Source organism: Paenibacillus diazotrophicus (assembly GCF_042610465.1).
Genome location: NZ_JBGJZN010000003.1, coordinates 163,202 through 185,032, shown reverse-complemented (window position 1 = coordinate 185,032; position 21,831 = coordinate 163,202). Strand labels below are relative to the sequence as shown.

General features: G+C 49.0%; 21 protein-coding genes. 11 read left to right on the top strand and 10 right to left on the bottom strand.

Annotated elements, in window-relative coordinates; translation table 11 throughout:
• Window positions 1-51 precede the first annotated feature (51 nt).
• Window positions 52-423 (bottom strand): RidA family protein, encoded by a 372-nt coding sequence (locus ACAN54_RS15040; RefSeq protein WP_379156397.1) that lies wholly within the window; start codon window positions 421-423, stop codon window positions 52-54.
• Window positions 424-525: 102 nt separating this feature from the next.
• A complete protein-coding gene (locus ACAN54_RS15035; RefSeq protein WP_379157508.1) occupies window positions 526-876 on the bottom strand; it encodes a MerR family transcriptional regulator in 351 nt (116 codons plus the stop codon).
• Window positions 877-985: 109 nt separating this feature from the next.
• Here ACAN54_RS15035 and ACAN54_RS15030 point away from each other — a divergent pair, with 109 nt between their 5' ends.
• The gene (locus ACAN54_RS15030; RefSeq protein ID WP_379156394.1) at window positions 986-1,696 is read left to right on the top strand and encodes an SDR family NAD(P)-dependent oxidoreductase; all 711 of its coding nucleotides are present in this window, start codon (window positions 986-988) and stop codon (window positions 1,694-1,696) included.
• 92 nt (window positions 1,697-1,788) lie between these two features.
• On the opposite strand, the gene ACAN54_RS15025 is transcribed toward ACAN54_RS15030, so the two are convergent.
• From ACAN54_RS15025 to ACAN54_RS15010, 4 genes are all read right to left on the bottom strand, one after another.
• Window positions 1,789-3,201 carry an alanine/glycine:cation symporter family protein gene (locus ACAN54_RS15025; RefSeq protein ID WP_379156391.1) on the bottom strand — a complete coding sequence of 471 codons (1,413 nt, stop codon included), beginning with the start codon at window positions 3,199-3,201 and terminating at the stop codon, window positions 1,789-1,791.
• A gap of 170 nt (window positions 3,202-3,371) precedes the next feature.
• Entirely contained in the window at window positions 3,372-4,082 is a 711-nt protein-coding gene (locus ACAN54_RS15020; RefSeq protein WP_379156388.1) for a DUF421 domain-containing protein, read from the bottom strand.
• Window positions 4,083-4,199: 117 nt separating this feature from the next.
• Window positions 4,200-4,709, bottom strand: coding sequence for an SRPBCC domain-containing protein (locus tag ACAN54_RS15015; RefSeq protein WP_379156384.1), 510 nt, complete (start codon window positions 4,707-4,709; stop codon window positions 4,200-4,202).
• Between the two features lie 31 nt (window positions 4,710-4,740).
• Entirely contained in the window at window positions 4,741-5,064 is a 324-nt protein-coding gene (locus tag ACAN54_RS15010) for an ArsR/SmtB family transcription factor (RefSeq protein ID WP_379156381.1), read from the bottom strand.
• A gap of 184 nt (window positions 5,065-5,248) precedes the next feature.
• On the opposite strand from ACAN54_RS15010, the gene ACAN54_RS15005 reads away from it, so the two are divergent.
• Both ACAN54_RS15005 and ACAN54_RS15000 read left to right on the top strand, forming a co-directional pair.
• Entirely contained in the window at window positions 5,249-5,827 is a 579-nt protein-coding gene (locus tag ACAN54_RS15005) for a class I SAM-dependent methyltransferase (RefSeq protein WP_379156378.1), read from the top strand.
• 21 nt (window positions 5,828-5,848) lie between these two features.
• A complete protein-coding gene (locus ACAN54_RS15000) occupies window positions 5,849-7,198 on the top strand; it encodes a DUF2252 domain-containing protein (RefSeq protein WP_379156375.1) in 1,350 nt (449 codons plus the stop codon).
• A gap of 40 nt (window positions 7,199-7,238) precedes the next feature.
• Here the strand turns inward: ACAN54_RS15000 and ACAN54_RS14995 are convergent, their stop codons facing one another.
• The 4 genes from ACAN54_RS14995 to ACAN54_RS14980 form a co-directional block, all read right to left on the bottom strand.
• Entirely contained in the window at window positions 7,239-8,630 is a 1,392-nt protein-coding gene (locus ACAN54_RS14995; protein ID WP_379156371.1) for an SMI1/KNR4 family protein, read from the bottom strand.
• 36 nt (window positions 8,631-8,666) lie between these two features.
• Window positions 8,667-9,059, bottom strand: a complete 393-nt coding sequence (locus ACAN54_RS14990; protein WP_379156368.1) for a tetratricopeptide repeat protein — start codon at window positions 9,057-9,059, stop codon at window positions 8,667-8,669.
• Between the two features lie 91 nt (window positions 9,060-9,150).
• Window positions 9,151-10,332, bottom strand: a complete 1,182-nt coding sequence (locus tag ACAN54_RS14985) for an ATP-binding protein (RefSeq protein ID WP_379156365.1) — start codon at window positions 10,330-10,332, stop codon at window positions 9,151-9,153.
• Between the two features lie 223 nt (window positions 10,333-10,555).
• Complete coding sequence (locus ACAN54_RS14980; protein WP_379156361.1) at window positions 10,556-11,680, bottom strand: SGNH/GDSL hydrolase family protein; 1,125 nt, start codon at window positions 11,678-11,680, stop codon at window positions 10,556-10,558.
• Between the two features lie 185 nt (window positions 11,681-11,865).
• On the opposite strand from ACAN54_RS14980, the gene ACAN54_RS14975 reads away from it, so the two are divergent.
• The 8 genes from ACAN54_RS14975 to ACAN54_RS14940 all read left to right on the top strand — a co-directional run bounded on the left by ACAN54_RS14975 (window position 11,866) and on the right by ACAN54_RS14940 (window position 21,760).
• Entirely contained in the window at window positions 11,866-12,660 is a 795-nt protein-coding gene (locus ACAN54_RS14975; RefSeq protein WP_379156358.1) for an AIM24 family protein, read from the top strand.
• Between the two features lie 120 nt (window positions 12,661-12,780).
• On the top strand, window positions 12,781-13,323 hold the full coding sequence (locus ACAN54_RS14970; protein ID WP_379156355.1) for a MerR family transcriptional regulator: 543 nt from the start codon (window positions 12,781-12,783) through the stop codon (window positions 13,321-13,323).
• 224 nt (window positions 13,324-13,547) lie between these two features.
• Window positions 13,548-15,359, top strand: coding sequence for a sensor histidine kinase (locus ACAN54_RS14965; RefSeq protein WP_379156352.1), 1,812 nt, complete (start codon window positions 13,548-13,550; stop codon window positions 15,357-15,359).
• 5 nt (window positions 15,360-15,364) lie between these two features.
• Window positions 15,365-16,954, top strand: a complete 1,590-nt coding sequence (locus ACAN54_RS14960; protein WP_379156348.1) for a response regulator — start codon at window positions 15,365-15,367, stop codon at window positions 16,952-16,954.
• Window positions 16,955-17,062: 108 nt separating this feature from the next.
• Window positions 17,063-18,412: an ABC transporter substrate-binding protein gene (locus ACAN54_RS14955; protein ID WP_379156345.1), complete on the top strand. Its 1,350-nt coding sequence runs from the start codon at window positions 17,063-17,065 to the stop codon at window positions 18,410-18,412.
• 105 nt (window positions 18,413-18,517) lie between these two features.
• Window positions 18,518-19,399, top strand: coding sequence for a carbohydrate ABC transporter permease (locus ACAN54_RS14950; protein ID WP_379156341.1), 882 nt, complete (start codon window positions 18,518-18,520; stop codon window positions 19,397-19,399).
• Between the two features lie 14 nt (window positions 19,400-19,413).
• Window positions 19,414-20,259: a carbohydrate ABC transporter permease gene (locus tag ACAN54_RS14945; RefSeq protein WP_379156338.1), complete on the top strand. Its 846-nt coding sequence runs from the start codon at window positions 19,414-19,416 to the stop codon at window positions 20,257-20,259.
• 133 nt (window positions 20,260-20,392) lie between these two features.
• Complete coding sequence (locus ACAN54_RS14940; RefSeq protein ID WP_379156335.1) at window positions 20,393-21,760, top strand: erythromycin esterase family protein; 1,368 nt, start codon at window positions 20,393-20,395, stop codon at window positions 21,758-21,760.
• Window positions 21,761-21,831 lie beyond the last annotated feature (71 nt).

The following is a 21,831-nucleotide window of genomic DNA, read 5'->3' as shown; positions in this document are numbered from 1 at the left end:
CAAGCTATCCGCTGCTGCATTTCACCTTTACGAGTGGATACCTGCTCAGCGCTATGCGCGCGAACGATACGCCACACCATCCATCTGTACCTTGAGCCCATCCGGCCCGCCGACATGCGCGAACTCTGTGGAGATCGTCTTCCGGGCAGGGTACTTTCCTTGGAATCTGCGCTTGAACACCTGCTCCATCACCGGAATATCCCACACATCCCGCAGCAAAATATCGACCTTCACGACATCCGCAAGCGTCAGCCCCACCCGCTGCAGCCGGCCACTCATATCATTCAGCGCGCCTTCCACCTGCTCCTCCACGGTTCCCCCCACATTGCCTACACAGAAGCTGAGAAATACAAAATCCCCCGCCTCCACCACTTCAGAATACGCATACTCCTCATTCACATCATGTCTAACAATCTCTCCCATACCTATGCTCGTCTCCTTATTATTTCAAGATACGTTCATTATAGGAGGACAAACCGGACAGCTGTGTGTCGTGGTTTTGGGGGATTTACCTCTCAACAGTTGCTAATAATTCTCTCCCCGATAATACCGCTCCAGCTTATGCTCCAGATGAACGAGCTGAGCTTTTTTCTGTTCAATTTCGTCCAATAGAGCTTGCTTCTGCTCCTCAATGAGCCTGGTTCTCTCCGGCAGGGTAGAGATTCCAACTTTGACCATGTCGTGGTACTTCTTGATCTCCTCTATACTCATTCCCGTTTCGCGCAGACATTTCAGAAAGATCAGCCAGCCAATCTCGTCGTCGGTATACAGGCGATTGTTTTGCTCGTTGCGGACTACTGGCTCGAGAAGACCTTTTCGTTCATAAAAGCGAATCGCGCCAATATTTATCCCTACTTTTTTGGCAACTTGTCCAATCGTAAAAATTGTTGCTCACATCCTCACTTTTAGTGTTGACCTACACTAAGTGTAGCATAGTAAGCTACGAATTATTAATAGAACCTCACTCACAGAAAGAAGGATGAAGATGACAAAAACAGCGTTTGTAACAGGTGCCAATAAAGGGATTGGCTTGGAAGTCGCAAGACAGCTTGGTGTAGCGGGCTGGAAGGTATTGCTTGGGGCACGCAGTCTCGAACGGGGGAAATCCGCAGCTGCTGAATTAACCAGTCAAGGGCTGGACGTGGAGTTCTTGCCCATTGATATGACGAATCTGGACAGCATTGAGCAAGCAGCCGTTACCATTCGCAACAACTATTCTGATGTGACGCTTATCATTAACAATGCCGGCATGCCGGGGGCATTCTCCAGTTCATTCAGCGATACCCGGGAGGAGCATTTGCGGAACGCTTTTGAGGTGAATTTCTTCGGAACCTTCCGCTTGAATCAACTTCTTTTCCCTCTAATAAAAGAAAATGAAGGAACGATTGTGAATGTCTCTACCGATATGGCGTCCCTTCATTTCATGCAGAATTCGGAGTACGCGCTGAATGCATTTGACTACAATTCCTCTAAAACTGCAAACAATGCGATGACTGTAGCCATGGCCCTAGAGCTCAAAAACAGCAAAGCCCAGGTATTTGCAGTAACCCCCGGCTTCACGAAGACGGATCTGAATGGGAATGCCGAAGGCGGGAAATCCAAAGAGGCCGGGGCGGCCATTATTGTCGGCTATGCCACGGATGGCAAGCGTCATAACGGAGAGTTTTTGGATGCGAACGGGGTTTATGCGTGGTAATGCTGGTAATGTGCGTGCTGTAACCTGCTCGGCTATTAAGGCCCACAATCAACAAAAAAGGCTCCGTTATTGGAGCCTTAGGCCTTAACAATCTATAACTCTCCCCTAGCTGAAGCGTTCTCCCAACATTCAATATGATCCAGACCTTGAATACTATCTTTTACAAAAACCGGGTCTTTTCCGGCCTGTTTCTGCCGCTTGTAATCCTGAAGGGCTGCAAAGGCTACTTTGGATAAAAGAAGGATGGCGATCAAGTTAACTACCACCATGAGCCCCATAAATAAGTCAGCCAAATCCCATACCAGTTGAACCTTGGCAACCGCCCCGAATAGAATCATCGCAAGCACACTGTATCTGTAGAATATGACTACTGATTTCTTTGAGTTTAAGAACTCTATATTGGTTTCTCCGTAATAATAATTCCCAATTAACGTACTGAACGCAAACAGGAATACCATGACAGCCAGAGAACCAGAGGCCCAAGAACCGATATGTTCGCTTAGTGCAGCTTGCGTAAGCTTGATGCCATCCAGCCCAGGCTGCTTATACGCATCGGATAGCAAAATAATGAAAGCGGTACTCGAACAAATAAGCAACGTGTCTGTAAGCACACCGAATGCTTGCATAAGCCCTTGTTTTACAGGATGACTTGTCGTTGCCGTTGCTGCAGCATTCGGCGCACTTCCCATTCCCGCTTCGTTCGAGAACAAACCGCGCTTCACCCCCTGCAGAATCACCGCCCCAAGAGACCCTCCTACGACTTGCTCAAATCCGAACGCACCCTTCACAATAAGCGCCAGGACTTCCGGCATTTTTGTAATGTTAATCAGCACAATGCATAAGGCAACGGCGATATAGATCACGGCCATGAAAACTACAATATATTCGGACAATTTAGCAATACGTTTGATGCCGCCAAAGATAATACTGGCAAACGCAACCGCCATTAGAAGTCCAACAACCAGACGATTGGTGCCGAATGAATTTTCAAAAGCAACGGTAATCGTGTTGGACTGAACCGCATTAAAGACGAGGCCGAAGGACAACGTGATCAGCACGGCAAATAATGATCCCATCCAGCGTTTCTTCAAGCCTTGTTCCATATAATAAGCAGGACCACCGCGAAATCCTGTTTGATCCCTTACTTTATACACCTGCGCTAAGGTACTCTCAATAAAGCTGGATGCGGAACCAATAAGTGCAATTACCCACATCCAGAAGACCGCACCCGGCCCGCCCAAAGCAATGGCAATCGCAATTCCTGTAATATTGCCTGTCCCCACCCTGGCTGCCATGCTGATACAGAATGCCTGGAATGATGAGATGCTGTTGGTAGACTTCGCATTCGACTCTCTTAGCACAACAAACATTTCTTTGAACATGCCAAATTGTACAAATCTCGATCGAATGGTGAAATACAAACCACAACCGATCAGAAGAACAATCAGAAGCTTAGACCAAAGAAAATCGTTTGTTAGACCGATACCCTCTAATACTTGTTGCATGTAAATCCGCCTCTCATCCTTTTATGCCGACACCTCTGCTGCTTATCCCTCTCTGACCATAGTATTTTCAAATATAGCAGGCCTAATTTCAAAAGCCAATAAAAAAGTTATGTAACATCCTTCCATATGATCACGTTGTGCACACAAGCTGATGGCCTGTCTGAAGGAGATTATTCCTGATCCAGCGGATTCTGCACTCCATCTTCGTAGAAATCGAACACGAGCTGCTGCTGCGTGCCTTTTACCGCATAGAACACATCTGCCAGCGTCTTGCCCTGCTGCTTCTTCTCAAGCTCCGTCTCCAGCCACTCGCGCGTCAGACCGTTCCGCTTCAGATTATCCTCCACCACTACCCCATCCATAATCAGCTCTACAGGAAAAGCCTGCGGATGCAGTACCAATCCCAGGTCCTGCTTAGTTACGGACTGGTAGGCCTCCTTTTTCAGAACAGAGACCTGTCCATTGTCCTCAAGCACTGCATATTCGACCTCTTCGAGATTAAAAATCTCCTTCTCCCTAAGCGCCTGAACCAGCGAATCCAGCGTATAGTGGATCTTGCGCATGTTGGCCTCCATGATCTTTCCGTCCTCGATCAGGACCGTGGGAGAACCGGAGATCCAGCTGCGCAGGCGGCGGCTTTTGAGGGAAATGAAGGAGAGCAGGAACGAGATCGCCGTGATCACAACAATCGACAGGACCAGATACGTTGACTTCAGACTAACATTGAACGCGAGATTCGCCGCCAGGGAGCCAAGTGTAATGCTGATCACGAAATCGTTGGACGTCATATTGGAAAGGGTCTGCTTGCCCAGAATTCGGGGAATGAGCAGCAGCAATCCCACCGATAGAACCGTCCGCATCAGAATCTCTATATAGTTCATTATTCAAGCCTCCTACCCCCATTATTTCCAAAGGGCAGCAAAAGAAACAGGAATGCAAACAAGCCTGCCGGAGGCAGGCTGAGAAGGAGTCGTTTGTTCTCTATTTTAATATAGAGATTATTGAACCGACTGCAAATGCTCTTCCAAGCGGTCCCATGTTTCGGTAATGCCTTGTATCATCCCCATATCCATCACTGTTTTGAGCGCTTCGTCAGAGTCATATTTGGAGCGGCTTACCAGCTTCGTCTTTCCGTCATGTTCTTCAAACAGCATCGTAATCAGCGTAGACGGCATGCCTTCGGTTTCGTTGCCTTCGGCATCCGAGAAGTAATCGGTGTAGACAATTTTCTCTCCATCTATGATTTCATGGTAGACGCCTTTGCCCCACGATTCCATTCCGAAGAAGTCCCCCTGCTTCTCATCGACACACTTCATACAGTAATGCCATACTCCGCCCGGACGAAAATCAACGCTGCAGTAAGGGATGGTCCAGCCGCGCGGACCCCACCAATGCTTCAGATGCTCCGCCTCGGAGAACACTTTGAACACTAGCTCGCGGGGTGCATCGAATACATGCTCAAGAATCAGTTCCTGGCCTTCTACTCGGGAAATCATTTGGTTAGACATTCATAATCCCTCCTGAAAGTAATGTTCATTGTCATTCGCGGTCTTTGGATTGCAGCTGACGCAGGTAGTCGTCCAGATTATCGAAGCGTTCACTCCAAATCTTCCGGTAGGCTTCAAGCCAAGCATCCAGTGCCTCCAGCGGCTCCGTGCGCAGCCTGTAGTTCCGCCGGTTGGCCTTAGCCTCTACTTCAACCAGCCCGGCATCCAGCAGAACACGCAGATGCTTCGAGGCCTGGGGCTGACGGAGTTCCAGACGCTCGGCGATATCGCCTACGCTTAGGGGTCCGTCCTTCAACATTTCTACCATCCGCAAGCGGGTGGGTTCGGCTAATGCGCTAAATATTGTCGTTTCCATCATGCAATGTTCCTTTAGTGAATCAGTTTTTACTACCTTGCACTTACAATATACCCGATAAGGAATATTCCTGTCAAGGAATATTAAAGTTTGATTCGAGCCCTTAAGCTGGTTATGCGGCCAAAGGGGATTTATAATAACAGAAACATTAGAATCTTGTTGGTAGAGAGAGAGGAAAAGATGCATGCTCATCCTCCAAATCGTTACGTGGCTGTTCGCACTAGCCGTTCTCCTGTCTGTAATGTGGATCGTTGTGGACACCTGGCGAAACGGAATCTCTCCAATGCCCACTTCAAGAGCTGTACGGCTGGCGGTTGCCAGGGAGGTGAACCGGATTCCCGGCTACGGTACTATTGTGGAGGCAGGATCCGGCTGGGGCACACTGGGTCTGGATATCATCCGCCATTGCCCAGGCAAAAGGCTCATCGGGATCGAGAATTCAAGCCTCCCTTTATGGTTCTCGCAGCTGCTGCCGCTGATATTCGCGCGGCTCCCGCACTCAGGGAACGGCCCGGATCCGCTCCAGGGCAGACTCCGCTTCATCCGGGGCGATATCTACCGGAGCTCCTACGCAGATGCCGATATGGTACTGTGCTATTTATTCCCCGGCGCAATGGAGCGGCTGGCGGAGAAGTTCAGACAGGAGCTGCCGCCCGGCGCGGTGGTAATCAGCATTTTCTTCGCCATGCCGGACATGCAGCCGGTCCGCACAATAACCTGCAGAGATCCGATGCGGACCAAGGTGTATGTGTACTCTTTTTAAATCCAACCAAGGGGGTCTCCCATGATTGACAAGTCCATCACTGAAGGCGTCATCCGCACACGAAGCAAGCTCCGCAAGGATCTGCTAATCTCCATATTTGAAGAGTTCGACGGCGGAATTATGGGCCTGAGTCCTGAGAAACGGGCAGAGAAATACTCGAAAATGTCGCTGAACGCTTTTTCCTTCTACCGGGGCAGCGCGTACTTATTCTATTTCGATACAACCCGCCAGTACTTCCCTTATCATACCCCCGAAGACCGGCCAACCTGGATTCAGGGAGACCTGCACTTCGAGAACTTCGGCGCCATCCGCAGCGAGGACGGAGATAATGTCTATGACGTCAATGATTTCGATGAGGGATATGTCGGTTCGTATCTCTACGATCTCCTGCGTATGGCGGGCAGCATCGCTCTTGTGGGCAGACAGCTCGGATATGGTGAAGCTGAACAGTTAAGCCATATTGAGAGCTTCGTTAAGGCGTATGGAAGGCAGATCCGGCGGTTCGCCCAGGGCAAGGACAACCCCGCCACTTATGTTATGGATGAGGAAACGGCTAAAGGTCCGGTGAAGAAGCTCCTCCGCAAGCTGGAGAACCGCAGACAGGCGCATTTTCTGGAAAAGGTTACGGCCCAGATGCAGACGGGCAGAGTGTTCTTGGAGAATTCCGAGCTGGCTGTTCCCGGGCAAGCCGAACAGACCCTCCTGGAGAGCGCCTGGGCGTTCTACATGCAGACCCTTACTTCCCGCAACCTGGGGGAAGATCATTACCGGATGAAGGACATCGCCGTCAAGCATGGTTCAGGCACCGCCTCCATTGGGCTAGATCGCTATTATGTGCTAATTGAGGGTGGACATGAGCAAGAGGATACAGACGATACTGTTCTTGAGGTAAAAGAGGTTAGGGTGCCGGTGCCAGCCTATTTCATGCCGTATTCCGAGTCCTTCTGGCAGCATTTCGGACATCAGGGGAAAAGGGTCACCGCGACGCAGCAGGCCATGCACCATAAGGCTGACCCATATCTGGGCTTTCTAACGCTTGCGGGAAGGGATTTCTATGTAAGAGAACGGTCGCCGTATAAGAAACGGCTGAAGCTGACTGATATCGGAACTACGGAGGATATGACACGTGTACTCGAGGTAATGGGCAGTCTCACTGCCAAAATGCATGCCCGGGCCGATGCCGATGTGGACCAGGGAATTCTTCCTTATCATAGTGAGGAAGAAATTGCCAAGGCCATGGGGCAGGACCCGGATGCTTTTGCGAGCTATCTCTCCCGGTGGGCCTACGGATATGCCAGCCAGGTGGAGAAGGACTATGGAATGTTCACAGAATGGGTACAAGAACGATTCGGAACGGCGGCTGTGGAGTAATCAATCCAGCTCAGCCCGGGGAAGAGGTCCCGGATCAGCGTCATAGGTTGCCGTTTCCAGGCACATCGATGCCGTTCAGCTTGCGCAGCAGGGCCTCCCGGGCTTCTTCCGTGAAGCTAAGCACACCACCGCGTTCAACAATGCTCCCCTGCCGGACGCGCTCGTCCAGCCAATCCGTTATGAAGGACGGCGCGTAGCCGCCGGTTCCGAATTCGCCGCCAAAGGCAATCATTTTGGAATAGACCTCAAGGTATTCAGCCCGGATCGTTGTCGGGTACGACTTGGTATACAGCCAGAACTGCACATCATACATCAAGGTAGACCGCTCATCAGCATGGAGAGAGAAATGTCCTTTGTCTTCTACAATCTCCGTGCAGATCGTACGGATGATGCCTTCGATATTCTCTATCTCCGTGACATTGCCGCACAGTTCCGCAAGCAGAGGGGAGAAGGCTCCCTGAGCCACCTTCCGCAGATCCTCTTCCTTGTCCTCCACGGACGTATCGAAGACCTCCTCATTCACCAATCCGCGTACAAAGCTCTCGAAGTCTTTGGCCAGAAAAGTAATCTCATAGTCCGCTTCCTGATCCACGTGGATCACTACCGGCTCGCCTTCCGGACCACAGGCCCGGTAATCCAGCATAATCACATCATGCCCTGCGGACGGACAATCGCCGAATACCACCCCAATATCAGGGTAACCCCACTCTTCAATCATGAAGCGGCTGCCAAGTTCCCCGCACAGGGAATAGGTCTTCTCCCGTCCAATGCCCATAATGCCTGTAATGGCCACATGGTCCTCTGCCCAAGAGGTCGCTTCCTCTGTAGGGAAACAGGTATCCCGGGGAATCCCGCCGTTCTGCCGCTTCATCATCCCGATATAAAAAGCCGGCAGCTTATACCCCAGCTCCTGCTCCACAGAGGCAATCAGCTCATCCGTAAGCGGCTCGGATACATACGATTCGCGGGCATATTCGCTATCCTCCCAGAAGACATCGAAGTCGAAAGGTTCCAACGGGGCTCCTCCTGAAGTGCTGCCGGTCTGTGCCGCTGCAAAACGCTGCTGTTCCCGCACTTCCCGTGCCGCCGCAAGGCGGCTCCAGTCCAGAAGCTGCAGAACCGCCTCATCCCCGGGCTCCAGCTCATCTGCAAGCTCAAATTCGCGAACAGCATGATCGTACTGCTTCAGATAATAATAGGCATATCCTGTCCGGTAGTGCCATACCGGGTCCTTCTCTCCTTCCCCGGCAACACTCAGCAGCTGTTCCAGTGCTTCATTGTAACGGTCCAGATTGTTGAGCGCCCTGCCCAGCTGACCGATAATCGTATAGTCTCTATCCGGTTCGGGAATCTCCATGATGCGGTCTACAATGTTGGCAAATTCATTATCTTCATGCCACTGTGTCAGCTGCGCCAGCAAAGCTGCTTCCATGATGCAGATACCTCCTCTCGAATTTTCTCTTCGGGACTATTCCTCTTCCTCGTCAGCATCTGTATCCGCCGGGGCTTCAGCTGCCTCCTTGCGGCTCCATTCCAGGAACTGTACGGTATCTTCATCTTCAGGGTCCAGCTTGTGTGCAATCTCAAATTCCCGGATCGCATCCTTCAGCTGGTCCAGATAATAGTAGGCGTACCCCACACGGAAATGCCACAGCGGGTCTTTTTTGCCCTGGTCCGCCGTTTTCATGAACCATTTCAGCGCTTCTTTGTATCGTCCCAGATTATTCAGAGCTCTCCCCAAGTGGGTAGCCAGCTCGTCATCAATGAGTATCGTCGGCGTTTCTTTGATACGGTCTACGATCTCCTGATACTTGTCCTCCTCATGCCACTTATTTAATTGTGCGATCAATTCTTGTCTCATTCCTTCGGCCTCCTGGTTATCATTTCCTGAGAACTCTATCTTCAATTAACTACTTTATCATTTTTGAATAGGGGTCTGCCACAGAGTAACTTTAGGTAGGAATGGTAATGAGGAAGGTTGTGCCCTTACCCTTTTCACTTTCCACCTCAATGTTCCCTTTAACCTTATTGATCGTGCTGTAGGCCATGAGCATCCCTAGACCTGTTCCTTCTTCTTTGGTGGAATAGTAAGGCTTGCCGAGGCGGGAGATTTCTTCCTTAGTCATGCCGATGCCGGTGTCCTGGATCGTGATCAGGATGTCTGACTTTTTCTCCGAGATATCAATGGTAAGGATGCCCCCGTCTTTTTCCCTCATCGCTTCAATCCCATTCTTGTAAAGGTTGATCAGGCATTGCTGGATTTGGTTCTTGTCATAGCTTTTATTGAGCGTGTTATGGAAAGTGAATCTGACCTCCACCTTGTGGATGCTCGCATAGGGCATAATGATATTCTTTGTGTACTCTGCTTCCGCCTGCATATTGGAAAATACCATATTGTCGGATTGCGGCTTGGCAAAAGAGAGATAATCGCTTACGATCTTCTCCGCCCGGTTCAGCTCCAGCAGCGATAGCTCTACATATTCCTTTTCTTCAGGCGTAATGGACGTTGATTTATTCAGCAGCTGCAAAAAACCACTGGTCACCGTTAGCGGATTTCGGATTTCATGGGATACACTTGCTGCCAGCTCACTAACTACATTCAGGCGCTCCGACTGGAGAATCCGGTCACGGTTCTTGATATTGGTGATAATCTGCTCAATCAATATCATGATGATACTCATGACTACGGCATGCGTGGTCAAGGCATAGACCGTGAGCGTCCAGAATTGCTTGTCCAACCTACCCGTCATCGTCGCCAGAACCATCAGGTAGATTCCCATGGTTAGCGTAGCGATAGCAGCGGCCCAGAGGATGCGGCGGCTGGATGACTGCTTGATAAAGCGTTTACTGAAGTAAGGTACCAGCAGCAGCACCGCGGTTGAGAACAGGAAGGAGGGAATCAGCCCCGCTCCCCCTACATAGAAACGGTAAACATTCATAACTAAATATAATGGAAGCACATTACGGTATCCGCCAAAAAGCGCCACAAGAATAAACGGGATATACCTGAGATCATAGATATATCCCATTTCCAGTCGGATAGGCTTGGCCATACACAGAACCATCGTTACGGCCGACATCATAACAAGCAGCCTGTTATTGTACGGGTACGCTCTATTTTCAAAGAAAATCACTACGATCAAGACCGGGAACAACAAAAATAAGAAATTTAAAAGTAAGGTTTCGAACAAGGTTAACTCCCTCTCAGTTGTCTTACTATATAAGCTGTCTATTCCTATTATAAGGAAAGTTCACCCAATTCCCTATACATTTTTCCTGCAATCATTCGATGAGGAAACAGACAACTGATCATTGACGGTGCGGCAGCAGAAAGGATTGGTTTCGATTATTTTATAATCAGGACAAAATCTCTCGCAGATACCCGGTCAACTCTTGGGCAGCCCGTTCATGGGCCAATACGCCGGGATGGGTTCTTGAACCTACGGTTTCATCCGTGGTATTCGGAAGCTGAAAAACCGACACCCCTCTGTCCCCTGTTGTCTTCATATAGCTGTTGACCGCGCGGTGGATGGACGGCATCATCGGTATGCCCAGCATGCCATAGACCCACACGATCCGGGCCTTATTATTATTGTGCCGGAGTGTACCCAGAAAACGTTCAACCGCCTCCTCAAAGGCCGCTAGATCCTCTTCATTATAGGTTCCGTCTTCATTTAACCGTTGCTTATGCGTAACTCCGGTCGCTTCATCTCTCCATGCCGGGGATTGGAAAGCACCGCCATCATTGGTTCCCAGATTTACTACCACTACATCTGGCTGCCAGTCCTCAAAAGCGTTCACTGAATGCGCCCCTAACGTCTTATTCCTCTCCCCGGTGAGCAGCCCGCACACCTGCTCATAATACCGGGGAATATTGCCATGCGGATTATTATCCCAGCTTGTGAGTACTCCCCAGCCACTCTGGGAGATCACCCGGTAATCCGCATTCAGCGCTTCTGCCGTCATTGCCGTGTAGTTATAGGTTGCGCTGAACCAGGCAGGAATCCAGTCTTCCTCCGTCTTGGCCCCTACTGTTCCCTCACCTGAAGTAATACTGTCACCGATAAACTCAATTTTATAGGGCTTATCTGCAACCGGAAGAAATTCCCCATCTCCCTTCACCGCATGGATCTGCAGGAGGCACGCGGGATCTCCGCTCATGGCTTGGACCTCTTTGACGATCCGCACATTTTTGACAACACTCGCATTCATCCCTCTAAATACACATATCCAGTAGCGCCCTGCGGTCAGCATTTGTCTGCTTACTGGAACTGAATTAATCAGAATGCTGATCCAGGGCTCATACACCTCATAATCCACTTCGACTTCAATCCACAGCTCCGAGCCCTGCACATTGAATTCCACAGCACTCCCCGTCCAAAACAGAGTTAATGGAGCAAGCGCACCGGTTGTTCTGCCATGGACTTTCACATGTGCTACTTCAGACAGCGGCTGTGTCACTAAACGGTCTTGCGTGGTCATTGAATGGCCTCCCATAATTTTCTTTTCCCTTGGATTATATCAATAATTATTTCTCTTCGCTTCAGCCCTCCAGTATGAGAGGATTCTAGAGTACAAGGAAATACACCCTTTGTGTCGAATACCTACACTTTGAAGCAGAACTGCTCACGTTTACGACATTATTGCCAGCAGAGGAGAGGATTAATATGGCCTACACTATCAATAATCTGAAAGATAACAGCAATGTTGTGATCAAGGAACAGCTTGGCGGATTTTCGGTGATTGAGTACAAAGAGGATTTGAGCAGTACTACCTTGGCGGAAGCCCAATCCAACTTCTTCATGAGCAAAAGCAACATGCGTAACAAGCAGCTCATGATTGAGCTGAACAACAGCGAGGTTACGCTTAGCGCCGGAGCCATGCAGTATATGGTCGGGAATATTGAAATGACCTCAGGAGTCAAAGGGGTCGGCGGGCTGATGCGCAATATCGTGTCCAGTGCCGCAACCGGAACCAGTGCAGTCAAACCGCTCTACAAAGGCACGGGGACGATTCTGCTGGAGACCACCTATAAATATCTGTGGCTGATTGATGTCGACAACGATCATATTGTCATTGATGACGGCCTGTTCCTGGCTTGCGAGTCTTCCCTCCAGCTTGCCGTCACCGCGCGTAAGAATCTGTCCTCTGCGGCACTGGGTGGAGAAGGGCTGTTCAATCTGAGCGCCAAAGGCAAAGGGGTTCTGGCTCTGGAAGCACCTATCCCTTCCGAGGAAGCCGTTGTCGTTGAGCTGCAGAACGATGTGCTGAAGGTCGATGGCAACTTTGCCTTAATGTGGTCCAACACTCTGGACTTCACCGTCGAAAAGTCGGGTAAAACCCGTCTCGGCTCCGCCGCCTCCGGCGAGGGACTCGTCAATGTGTACCGGGGAACGGGTACCGTCTGGCTGGCTCCGCTTACCTCATACAGAAACAGCGTGTTTCAGCCGAACACGCCCTGAATAATTTCTCATAATAGCACTTTGTTTATCGAATCAGCACTTCCTTTGTCACCCATGCAGGGAGCCGCTTATGAAGGGCGAATTGTTCATAACAAGACTACCTGAACTGGAGGAATCGAAATGGAAATGCTGAAAACAAAGGATGCCGCAGAGCTGCTGTCCGTTAGCCAGACTACTATTAAGCGCTGGGCTGCCATGTTCCCTGATTTCTTTCCAAAGGACCGGTTTGGACATTATATATTCTCAGAGCAGGAAATTCGCCGGCTCACACATATTAAAGACCGCATCAATCACGGGGAAGCACTGGAATGCCTGAACCTGGATCCCGTTACTGACACCGCGCAGCCCGTGTCACAGCAGGAAAGCCCACTCCCCCGCACACCGGATGTACCTATGGAAGACATGCTGTCACGGATCGATTATATTGAGCGCTCACTAGAACATAAAGCTGACGAGGTGGTCTCGATACAGCTGCTCCAGCAGCGCGGAGAGCTTGAGGACCTGCGTCAAATGATCAAGCAATTGGCAGTCTCTCTGGAAACCATTCAGGAGCAGAGCGGCCCTTCCCTATCCCCGCTCCAAGAGCATCCCGCTGCAGCCGGGAGGATCCAGAATCCGCCGCGGAAGCGCGGGCTGCTGCGCACCTTTTTCTCATTCCTGTAACTCTACATGGCTGCTTGCAGGTCAAACAAAGAACGGTTGATTCCATGGATCATGGATCAACCGTTCTTTGTTGTAGCTGTCTAGAACAGGCTTTTAGCGGCTTCCATTCGTTGCTCTTTGGTTACTCATCAAAAAACCGTTCTCAGATTGTGTTTTCTTGTTATATACTCAATGGACATTCTATTCTTACACTCTGGTCCATCCATATAAAGGAGCATACATCCATGAGCAATATGCATTTCCGGGGACGCTTATATCCGGGTAAATGGTTCGACAAGCTATTGATCCGCAAAAAGATTATGTATGTCTACATTCCGCTGATTATCCTGCCCTTACTTATTCTAGGTTCTGTTTCGTATCGGGTCTATACGGATGCTATCGTCAAAAAAACAGTGAATAGTGTCTCCGACAATTCAACTCTGATTACCACTCTCATGAACAGCATGCTGACCAATACGGAAAGCGCTGCCAATATACTAACTTTGAATCTAAATAAAGTCATTGCCGAGAAATATTCAGAAGACGGCGGGCAGGTATCTAATCTGCAGCTCTACACCCAAATTACCAATCAGTTAAGCTATGCACTGCTGATCTTCCCGGATGTGGATGCAGCAGCCTATATTAGCCGGAGCGGTATGGTCTATGGCTCGAATCTTGAGATGGAAAGAAATGCTGAACAGCTCCGGGGAAGCGATATGCTGAGCACACTAGAGCATTCCCGCGGCTCCAACATTTGGTTCCCGATGGAGCGCCGCAGCTTTTTGGTCGCAAACCCGGATCAACCCGTACTCTCCCTCGGCAAACGGATTGTCAATATCAATACCGGAGAGACACTGGGCTACGTGATTCTGAATGTGCGGGAGGACGCCTTCTCAGCCATCTACCGCAATATCGGCTCCATCCAGGATGAATCCTTCATGATTGTAGACCCCAGCGGTCTGGTGGTCTCTGCACTGGAGGAGAGCCAGGTCTTACAGCCACTTCCCAAGGGTGCTCTAAGCGAATGGGTGATGGGATCAACGGAACAGAATCTGCTGCAGCCTTCCCCCTCAGGGAGGATGCTTCTGATCCGCGCAGATATTACAAAGCTGGGCTGGCAGCTTATCTCCATGGTTCCCTATAATCAGTTGAACGAAGACACCAAAACCATCACCCAGTTGATCTTCCTCATTGGTTTTATCTGCCTGTCCTTTGCAATTCTCGGAGCGGGCATGTTGTCCAATCTGATTGCGAAGCCGATTATCAACCTCTCCCGTCACATGAAGCATGTGAATGAAGGCAATCTGGACCCATACCTGGAGGTCAAGTCCAAGGACGAAATCGGAATTCTTGCCTCTGGATTTAATATGATGATGTACCGGGTTGAAGAGCTGCTGAGCAATATCAGCAAAGAGCAGCGGGAAAAGCGGGAGTACGAGCTCGCTTTGATTCAGGCGCAGATCAAACCTCATTTTTTATACAATACACTGGATGTCATTTATACGCTGTCGGACATGGGAAGAGCACGGGATGTACAACGGACCACGAAGGCACTGGCAGACTTCTACAGGGTAGTCTTGAGCAATGGCCGGGACCAGATCACGTTACAGGAAGAACTGAACAGCGTTCGGGATTATCTATCTATTCAACAGATCCGGTATTCCGATGTGTTCAATTTTAAAATCGAGGTCGCCCCGGATATTCTACCATGCATCATTCCTAAGCTTACCCTTCAGCCGCTTGTTGAGAATGCGATTTATCACGGACTTAAGACCAAGGGCTCCTTCGGTGAACTCGTAATCAATGGATATAGGGAAGAAAATAAAGTAATCTTGAAGATTACAGATGATGGCGTGGGGATGCCCGAAGAACGGCTGCACGCACTGGAAACCGCTATGAAAGGCCAGGAAAAGCCTGTTGGCTATGGAATAAGCAGTGTCCACGAAAGAATACGGCTGTATTTTGGCTATGAATATGGATTGCACATTACAAGTATACCGGGACAAGGGACAGAGATTGCTGTGAATCTCCCTTATCCGGGCAGAGCAGGAGAGTAATACACATGCAAACAGTAATGATCGTAGACGACGAGAGTATTTTCCGTGAATATTTACGCGGAGCGCTGGATTGGGACACCCTGGGTTTCGAGATTTCGGTCGAAGCGAGGAATGGAGTGGAGGCACTGGAGCTCTGTGCAGCACATCCGGTTGATATTGCGCTGATTGATATTACTATGCCGTTCATGGACGGATTGGAGCTTACCCGGAATCTGAAGAAGCAATACCCTGATATGAGCATCGTGCTCATTACGGGACATAATGAATTTGAATATGCGCGGACAGCACTCAAGCTGGGGGTAGAGGATTATATTCTGAAGCCCTTTTCCAAGGACGAGCTGATGCTGACCCTGCTCAAGCTGCAGCAGGAGCACCGGAAGGTCCAACAGGAGAATCTAACGTATAAGGAGAACCAGCAGCTTGTGAAGGAGAGCTTCCTGAATCAGCTCATCAGCGGAGACTGCATCTTAACCCATGAGGAAATTATAGCGCGCCTTGGGCAGTACAACATTCACATTCAGAGCCCGGTTTTTGTGGTTGCATGCATTGAAATAGACTATATTGACCGGAAATGGGAGAAAGTAAGCGAACGGCTCCTGATGAAATATGCGGTTACGAACATCCTTAACGAAACCCTGGATGACAGCTGGAAACATTATATCTTCAATGGTCCCGAAGGACGGATTGTGGGGCTGATTGAGCATGTGGACCATCATACTCAAATCGCATCTTATCTGGACGGGTACAGAAGACTCGGGGAACTAATTAAGAAATACCTGAATTTCACGATTACGATTGGGATTGGCCGCAGTAAGGAAGGGTTCAAAGATATTCACGATTCCTACAAGGAAGCGCTTGTGGCGCTGCAGAACAAGTTCGTCCTCGGCCATGACCGTGTGATCACTTATGAATCGGTGGCCGCCGAAGTCGGTAAGCAGGCTTTTTACCCCGTAGAGGTTAACGAAAAGCTGCTGATCCAGCTTCGGATGCGAAATTCGGAAGGGGTGCAGCACATACTGGACGGTGTGTTTGACTCCATTCGTGATAAACGGCTGTCGATTGAGCATGTGTATGTCATTTGCATTGGTCTGATAGCGGTGAATCTCGCCTATATCACAGAATCGGGGCATCCGGTTGAAGAGTGCTTCGGAGAGAATTTTTTTCCCTACAATGAAATCCGCAAGTTTGAATCGCTGGATATGACCTTTGAATGGATTAAAGAATTGTTCCATAAGGCCATCCGGTATACGGGCCAGTATAAAAATACAAGAGCCGCCAAAATCGCACAGTCGGCCAAAGCCTATATAGAGCAATGTTATCCCGATCCCGAGCTCCAGCTGGAGCAAGTCGCTCAGCATGTATTTATTAATGCCAGTTATCTAAGGGCTGTATTCAAAAAAGAGTTCGGCATGACACTGAGCGATTACATTACACAGTACCGCATGAAACAAGCTAAGGAACTGCTGAACCGGGGTGGACAGCGCTTATCGGATATCGCCGAGAGTGTCGGTTTTAGCGATGCTGGCTACTTCAGCAAAAGCTTCAAGAAATTCTACGGCTATTCCCCCAGCGAATACGAAAAAAATCGGACGTAGGTTTTTTTCTGCGCGGATTTTACCAGAAGCACTCAGTTTTTGCCTTATCATCGGGGCCTGCTCTAACTATACTTAAGTCAGAAAACAACATTGAAGGGGGTCACCCGAATGAAGAAAATCGCAACAGCTCTAGCGGGCTTAAGCTTGGTATTTGTAAGCGCATGCGGATCAGCGGGCAACAACAACACAGATAAAGCAGCAGACGCAGCCAATGGAGCAAATGCTGAAGCCACTGCTGTAACAGAAACTGCAAAGGCTGACACAGCAAAGGCAGTCAAACTTCGCATTTATGCTCAATATTCTGATGATGACACGAAGCTTCCTTATGATTATGCTGTCGCTGAACTTAAGAAAGAGATGCCAAATGTCGAACTGGAACTCGAGATCCAAGCTCAGGATGATGGGCAAAAGCTCAAAACCTACGCCGCAACCGGAAATCTTCCGGATATTTACCAGGCGGGCACGGACATTATTAATACATTCAAGAAATCCGGCAACATTCTAGAGCTGGATCCATACGCCGATCTATATGATTTTAAAAGCAAAATGTACCCAAGTACGATGAACACGCTAATCAGTGAAGACGGTCATATCTATGCCTATCCTTATGCTGGTAACGAATTCATGCTCCTATACTACAACAAAGAGCTGTTCGAGAAAAACAACGTTAAAGTTCCAACCACCTATGATGAGCTGATGACAGCTGTTGAAACCTTTAACAAAGCGGGAATTACTCCGCTGTCCCTGTTCGCCAAAGAGAAATGGCCAACCGTTGCACTCTATGATGTGTTCGCCACCCGCGCAGAGCCCCAAGGCATTCTGAAGCTTCAAAGCGGAGAGGCATCCCCGAGCGATCCGGCCTACAAGCAAGCAACTGAAGAATTATACAAGCTGATCCAGGCCGGTCTGCTGCCTAAAGGCGCAACCAACCTGAACTTCGATCAAGCGGCATCTTTGTTCTATGAAGGCAAAGCAGCAATGTTCCTGAACGGACAATGGGAAATCGCTACTTCCACAGAGAAGCTTGGAGACAAGGTAGGCTGGATGTACTTCCCGGGTGTTGACGCAGCTTCCTATGAGAAGAACAAATATGCTTTTGTAGGTGGAGGAAATCCTGGAGGATATGCAGTTAATCCGGATACCAAGGATCCTGAGCTGGCAGCCAAAGTTGCAGCTTTCATGTCCTTGAAATATGCCGAATTCAAGTACACCGAACGCGGAAATCCGCTGGTAGCCACCAAAGTGGATAAGCCTATTGTTAAAGAATACCCACCAATGATGAAGCAGCTGTCCGAAGACATTTCCAAGATCACCAGTACTACTGCCTTCGATTGGGGTCTGTCTGATGCTAAATTCAAAGCTGCCATTGAAGATGCAACCCAAGTATTGATGACCGGCGGCTACAGTGTTGATCAATTCATTAAAGATGTATCCAAAGCAGTACCAACCGCCAAATAAGCAGCCAAAGCCTGAATGGGACTCACCTGAGCTTATAACCGGGTGGGTCCTGGCTTTTTCTTCAAAGCTATGGATTGTGCAGCTACCAGCAAGGGATGTGAAGAGATGAAGAAATTTTTAGGGAACAAGATGGCAATTGCTTTATTTACACTGCCTGCGCTCCTATTGTATACAGTCATGGTGTTCTACCCGATCATGCAGACTTTCTTTCGCAGCTTATATGAATGGGACGGCTTAACGGCAGGTACTTTCATTTGGTTTGACAACTACAAGAATTTATTTGACGACAGTGTGTTCTATACCTCACTCTACAATGGGCTGATCTTTGCAGCGATCATTACGGTTACTCAGATCGGTATTGCCTCTATTCTGGCTTTTGTTATCGCTGATGGTGTGGTTAAGGGCCGCCGCCTGCTTAGAATCAGTTATTTCATCCCCGTTGTGCTATCGATTACCGTGGTCTGTCAATTATGGCTGTCGATCTATAACGGACAATATGGACTCATGAACAAACTGTTTGAGCTCCTGGGCATCCATTATCAACAAGACTGGCTGTCGAGCAGCAAGTCTGCCATCTTCGCCATTGCCTTTGTTAATGCCTGGCAGTACATGGGCTATCATTTTGCTCTGATCCTTGCGGGAGTAAGATCCGTACCCGAGCAATATATGGAAGCCGCCCGTATTGACGGTGCCACTAAACTGCAGGCCATCCGCAAAATCATGATTCCAATGATGGCTGAAACCTACAAGTTCTGTCTGGTCTTCGCAGTAACAGGGGGACTGAACGCTTTTGCAAACATGTATATTATGACCGGTGGTGGACCAGGAACTTCAACCTATACACTTACCTATTTGATGTATCGTTCCGCTTTCCGTGTAGGAGAGTTCGGTTATGGAAGTGCGGCTGCGGCTATGCTGGTCATTGAATGCCTGCTTGCAACACTAATCATCAACCGTCTGGTTGCCAGAGAACGAATCACTTATTAAAGGAAGTGTCCAATATGGCCTGGCTTATTAAGAAGGTGCGCAAAAACAACCTGCCCGTCACAGGCTTTATGTGGCTGTATGCAATCTTGTCGGTTTACCCGTTGATCTGGATGATTTTTTACTCGCTAAAAAATAATGACGAGATCTTCGTAACCAATCCCTTTGGATTCCCGACTCATCTGAGATTTGAAAATTATTCGAATGCCTGGTCCAAATACAATGTGCCGGTGTACTTCATGAATAGTGTAATCGTGGCAGGAGCCACTGTTATTGGAGCGATCATTCTGTCCGTCATGTTCTCCTATGCGGCGGCCCGGTTGCAATGGCGGCTGCGCGGCATCGCCCATACCTACATTATGATAGGCATGTTCATCCCTATCCAGGTTATTATGATCCCGCTCGCTATTCTCGTCAGAGATTTCCATCTCGCCAATACTTATGGTGCGCTGATTGTGCCGTATATCGCATTTAACCTGTCTTTTACCTCCATAGTATTCTATGGATTCTTCCGCAGTATTCCGAACGAACTGGAAGAGTCGGCGTGCATTGACGGAGCTTCGATCTACCGGACATTCTTTAGTATCATGCTGCCGATTATCAAACCGGCACTCGCCACGATGGTCATCTTTATCTTCCTGAACTCCTGGAACGAATTCACGATGGCTGTCATCCTGATTACCAAAGAAAGCCTGAAGACGTTGCCGCTGGGTCTGCTATTTTTCCAAGGTCAATTCACAACAGACTGGGGCGCGATGGGAGCAGCTATGACCATTGCCAGCTTACCTACGGTCTTGATCTACATGCTGTTCAGCGAGCAAGTCGAAAATGCACTTACTGTTGGATCAGCAGTTAAAGGTTAATATCTTCAACAACAAAAAGGTATCCTTCACAGGATGCCTTTTTTGTTGTCCCCTTAATCCTTATCAAATCTTTATAAACGGCTCCTATAATGAGGTCAAATGATATACGTAACCCATTTGAGGAGGAACACCCATGTCAATGAAGTTAAGATGGAACCGTAGGGTAATCACTCTATTATCAGCGCTGCTGGTGCTGTTGCCCAGCCAGAGCGCTCTAGCAGGGGATGCACCACAGGCCGTTTCGAAGCCGCTGGCCTATGCACACGAGATCAAGTCACTCCGCGGAGAGGATTATAGCGATTTGGCCTTTTTAAAGCCGCTGCTGGCAGGTAAAACGGTAGTCAGTCTGGGGGAGAACTTTCACCGGGTAGCCGAATATGCAAGTATGAAGACCAAAATGATTAAGTATCTGCACGAAGAGCTTGGATTTGATGTCATTGCCTTTGAATCAGGCCTGGGCGATGCCGAATTCATCAACAACCAGGCCGGTCAATTGACTGCCACCCAGATGATGATGTATTCCGTCCTGCCCGTCTGGCATTCCAAGGAGACGCTTGAGCTGTTCAACTATATCAAGAAGTCACACAAGACAGACAAACCGCTGGAATTGGCCGGTTTTGACAACCAGTTTACTTCGCCTATGTTAACCTACGGTGTGAGAGACTTTATCTCCACCCAGGATAAGGAGTACGGGAAGGCCTTTGAGCATTTTGATCTACAGGCAATTACCGACTTCTATGAGGTCATGAACCAATATGGCTTGAAACCGGAGAGTAAAGAGTATAAGCAGGGGATGGAACAAGTAAACCAGCGCAATGTACCAGAATATGAAAAGTATATCCAGTTCATCCAAGACCGGCGGCAGCAGTTGGCGGCGGCCTATCCCAATGATCCTTATCTCGTCGATGTTGTGCTGAAATCACTGGAGGATCGTGTGCAATTTTTGCAGAGTGGCATGATTGTGAATGTGCAGGAATCCTATGAGATGCGCGACCGGGCTATGGCCGAGCATGTGGAGTGGCTGATGAAGGTCAGATATCCAGGCAAGAAAATCATATTGTGGGCACATAACGACCACCTTGCCAAGAACACCTCTGACATCCGGGTGCTGGAGGGCGGTAAATGGGTGGGCAGCTTCAAGAGCATGGGAGAACTGCTGCACCAAAAGCTCAAAGATAAGATGTACGTGGTCGGCTTCTTTATGAACAGGGGCAAGACGGTTTCCATCACAACAATGAAGCCATTTTCAATTAACCCCATGCCAAAGGGCAGCCTGGAGTATACCATTATGAAGTCTGGTTATACAAATACTTTTGTCGACCTGTCCCACCACACCAAGGCGAAGGCTGCCAACAGTTGGATGTTCAAGCCGATATATGCTGCGGAAGACGGAATGACAAGCGAGGTCATTGCTCCAATGTCGATGAAGTTTGTACCGAAGGAGCAGTTCGATGGTCTGATGGTTATCGACCAGGTTCACCCTCCGACTCCTGCGTATTAGAAGAACGAAAGATCGACATCCTGGCAAAAAGAAAAGGTCATCCTTCAGCACTTTTTTCTGCTTGAAGGATG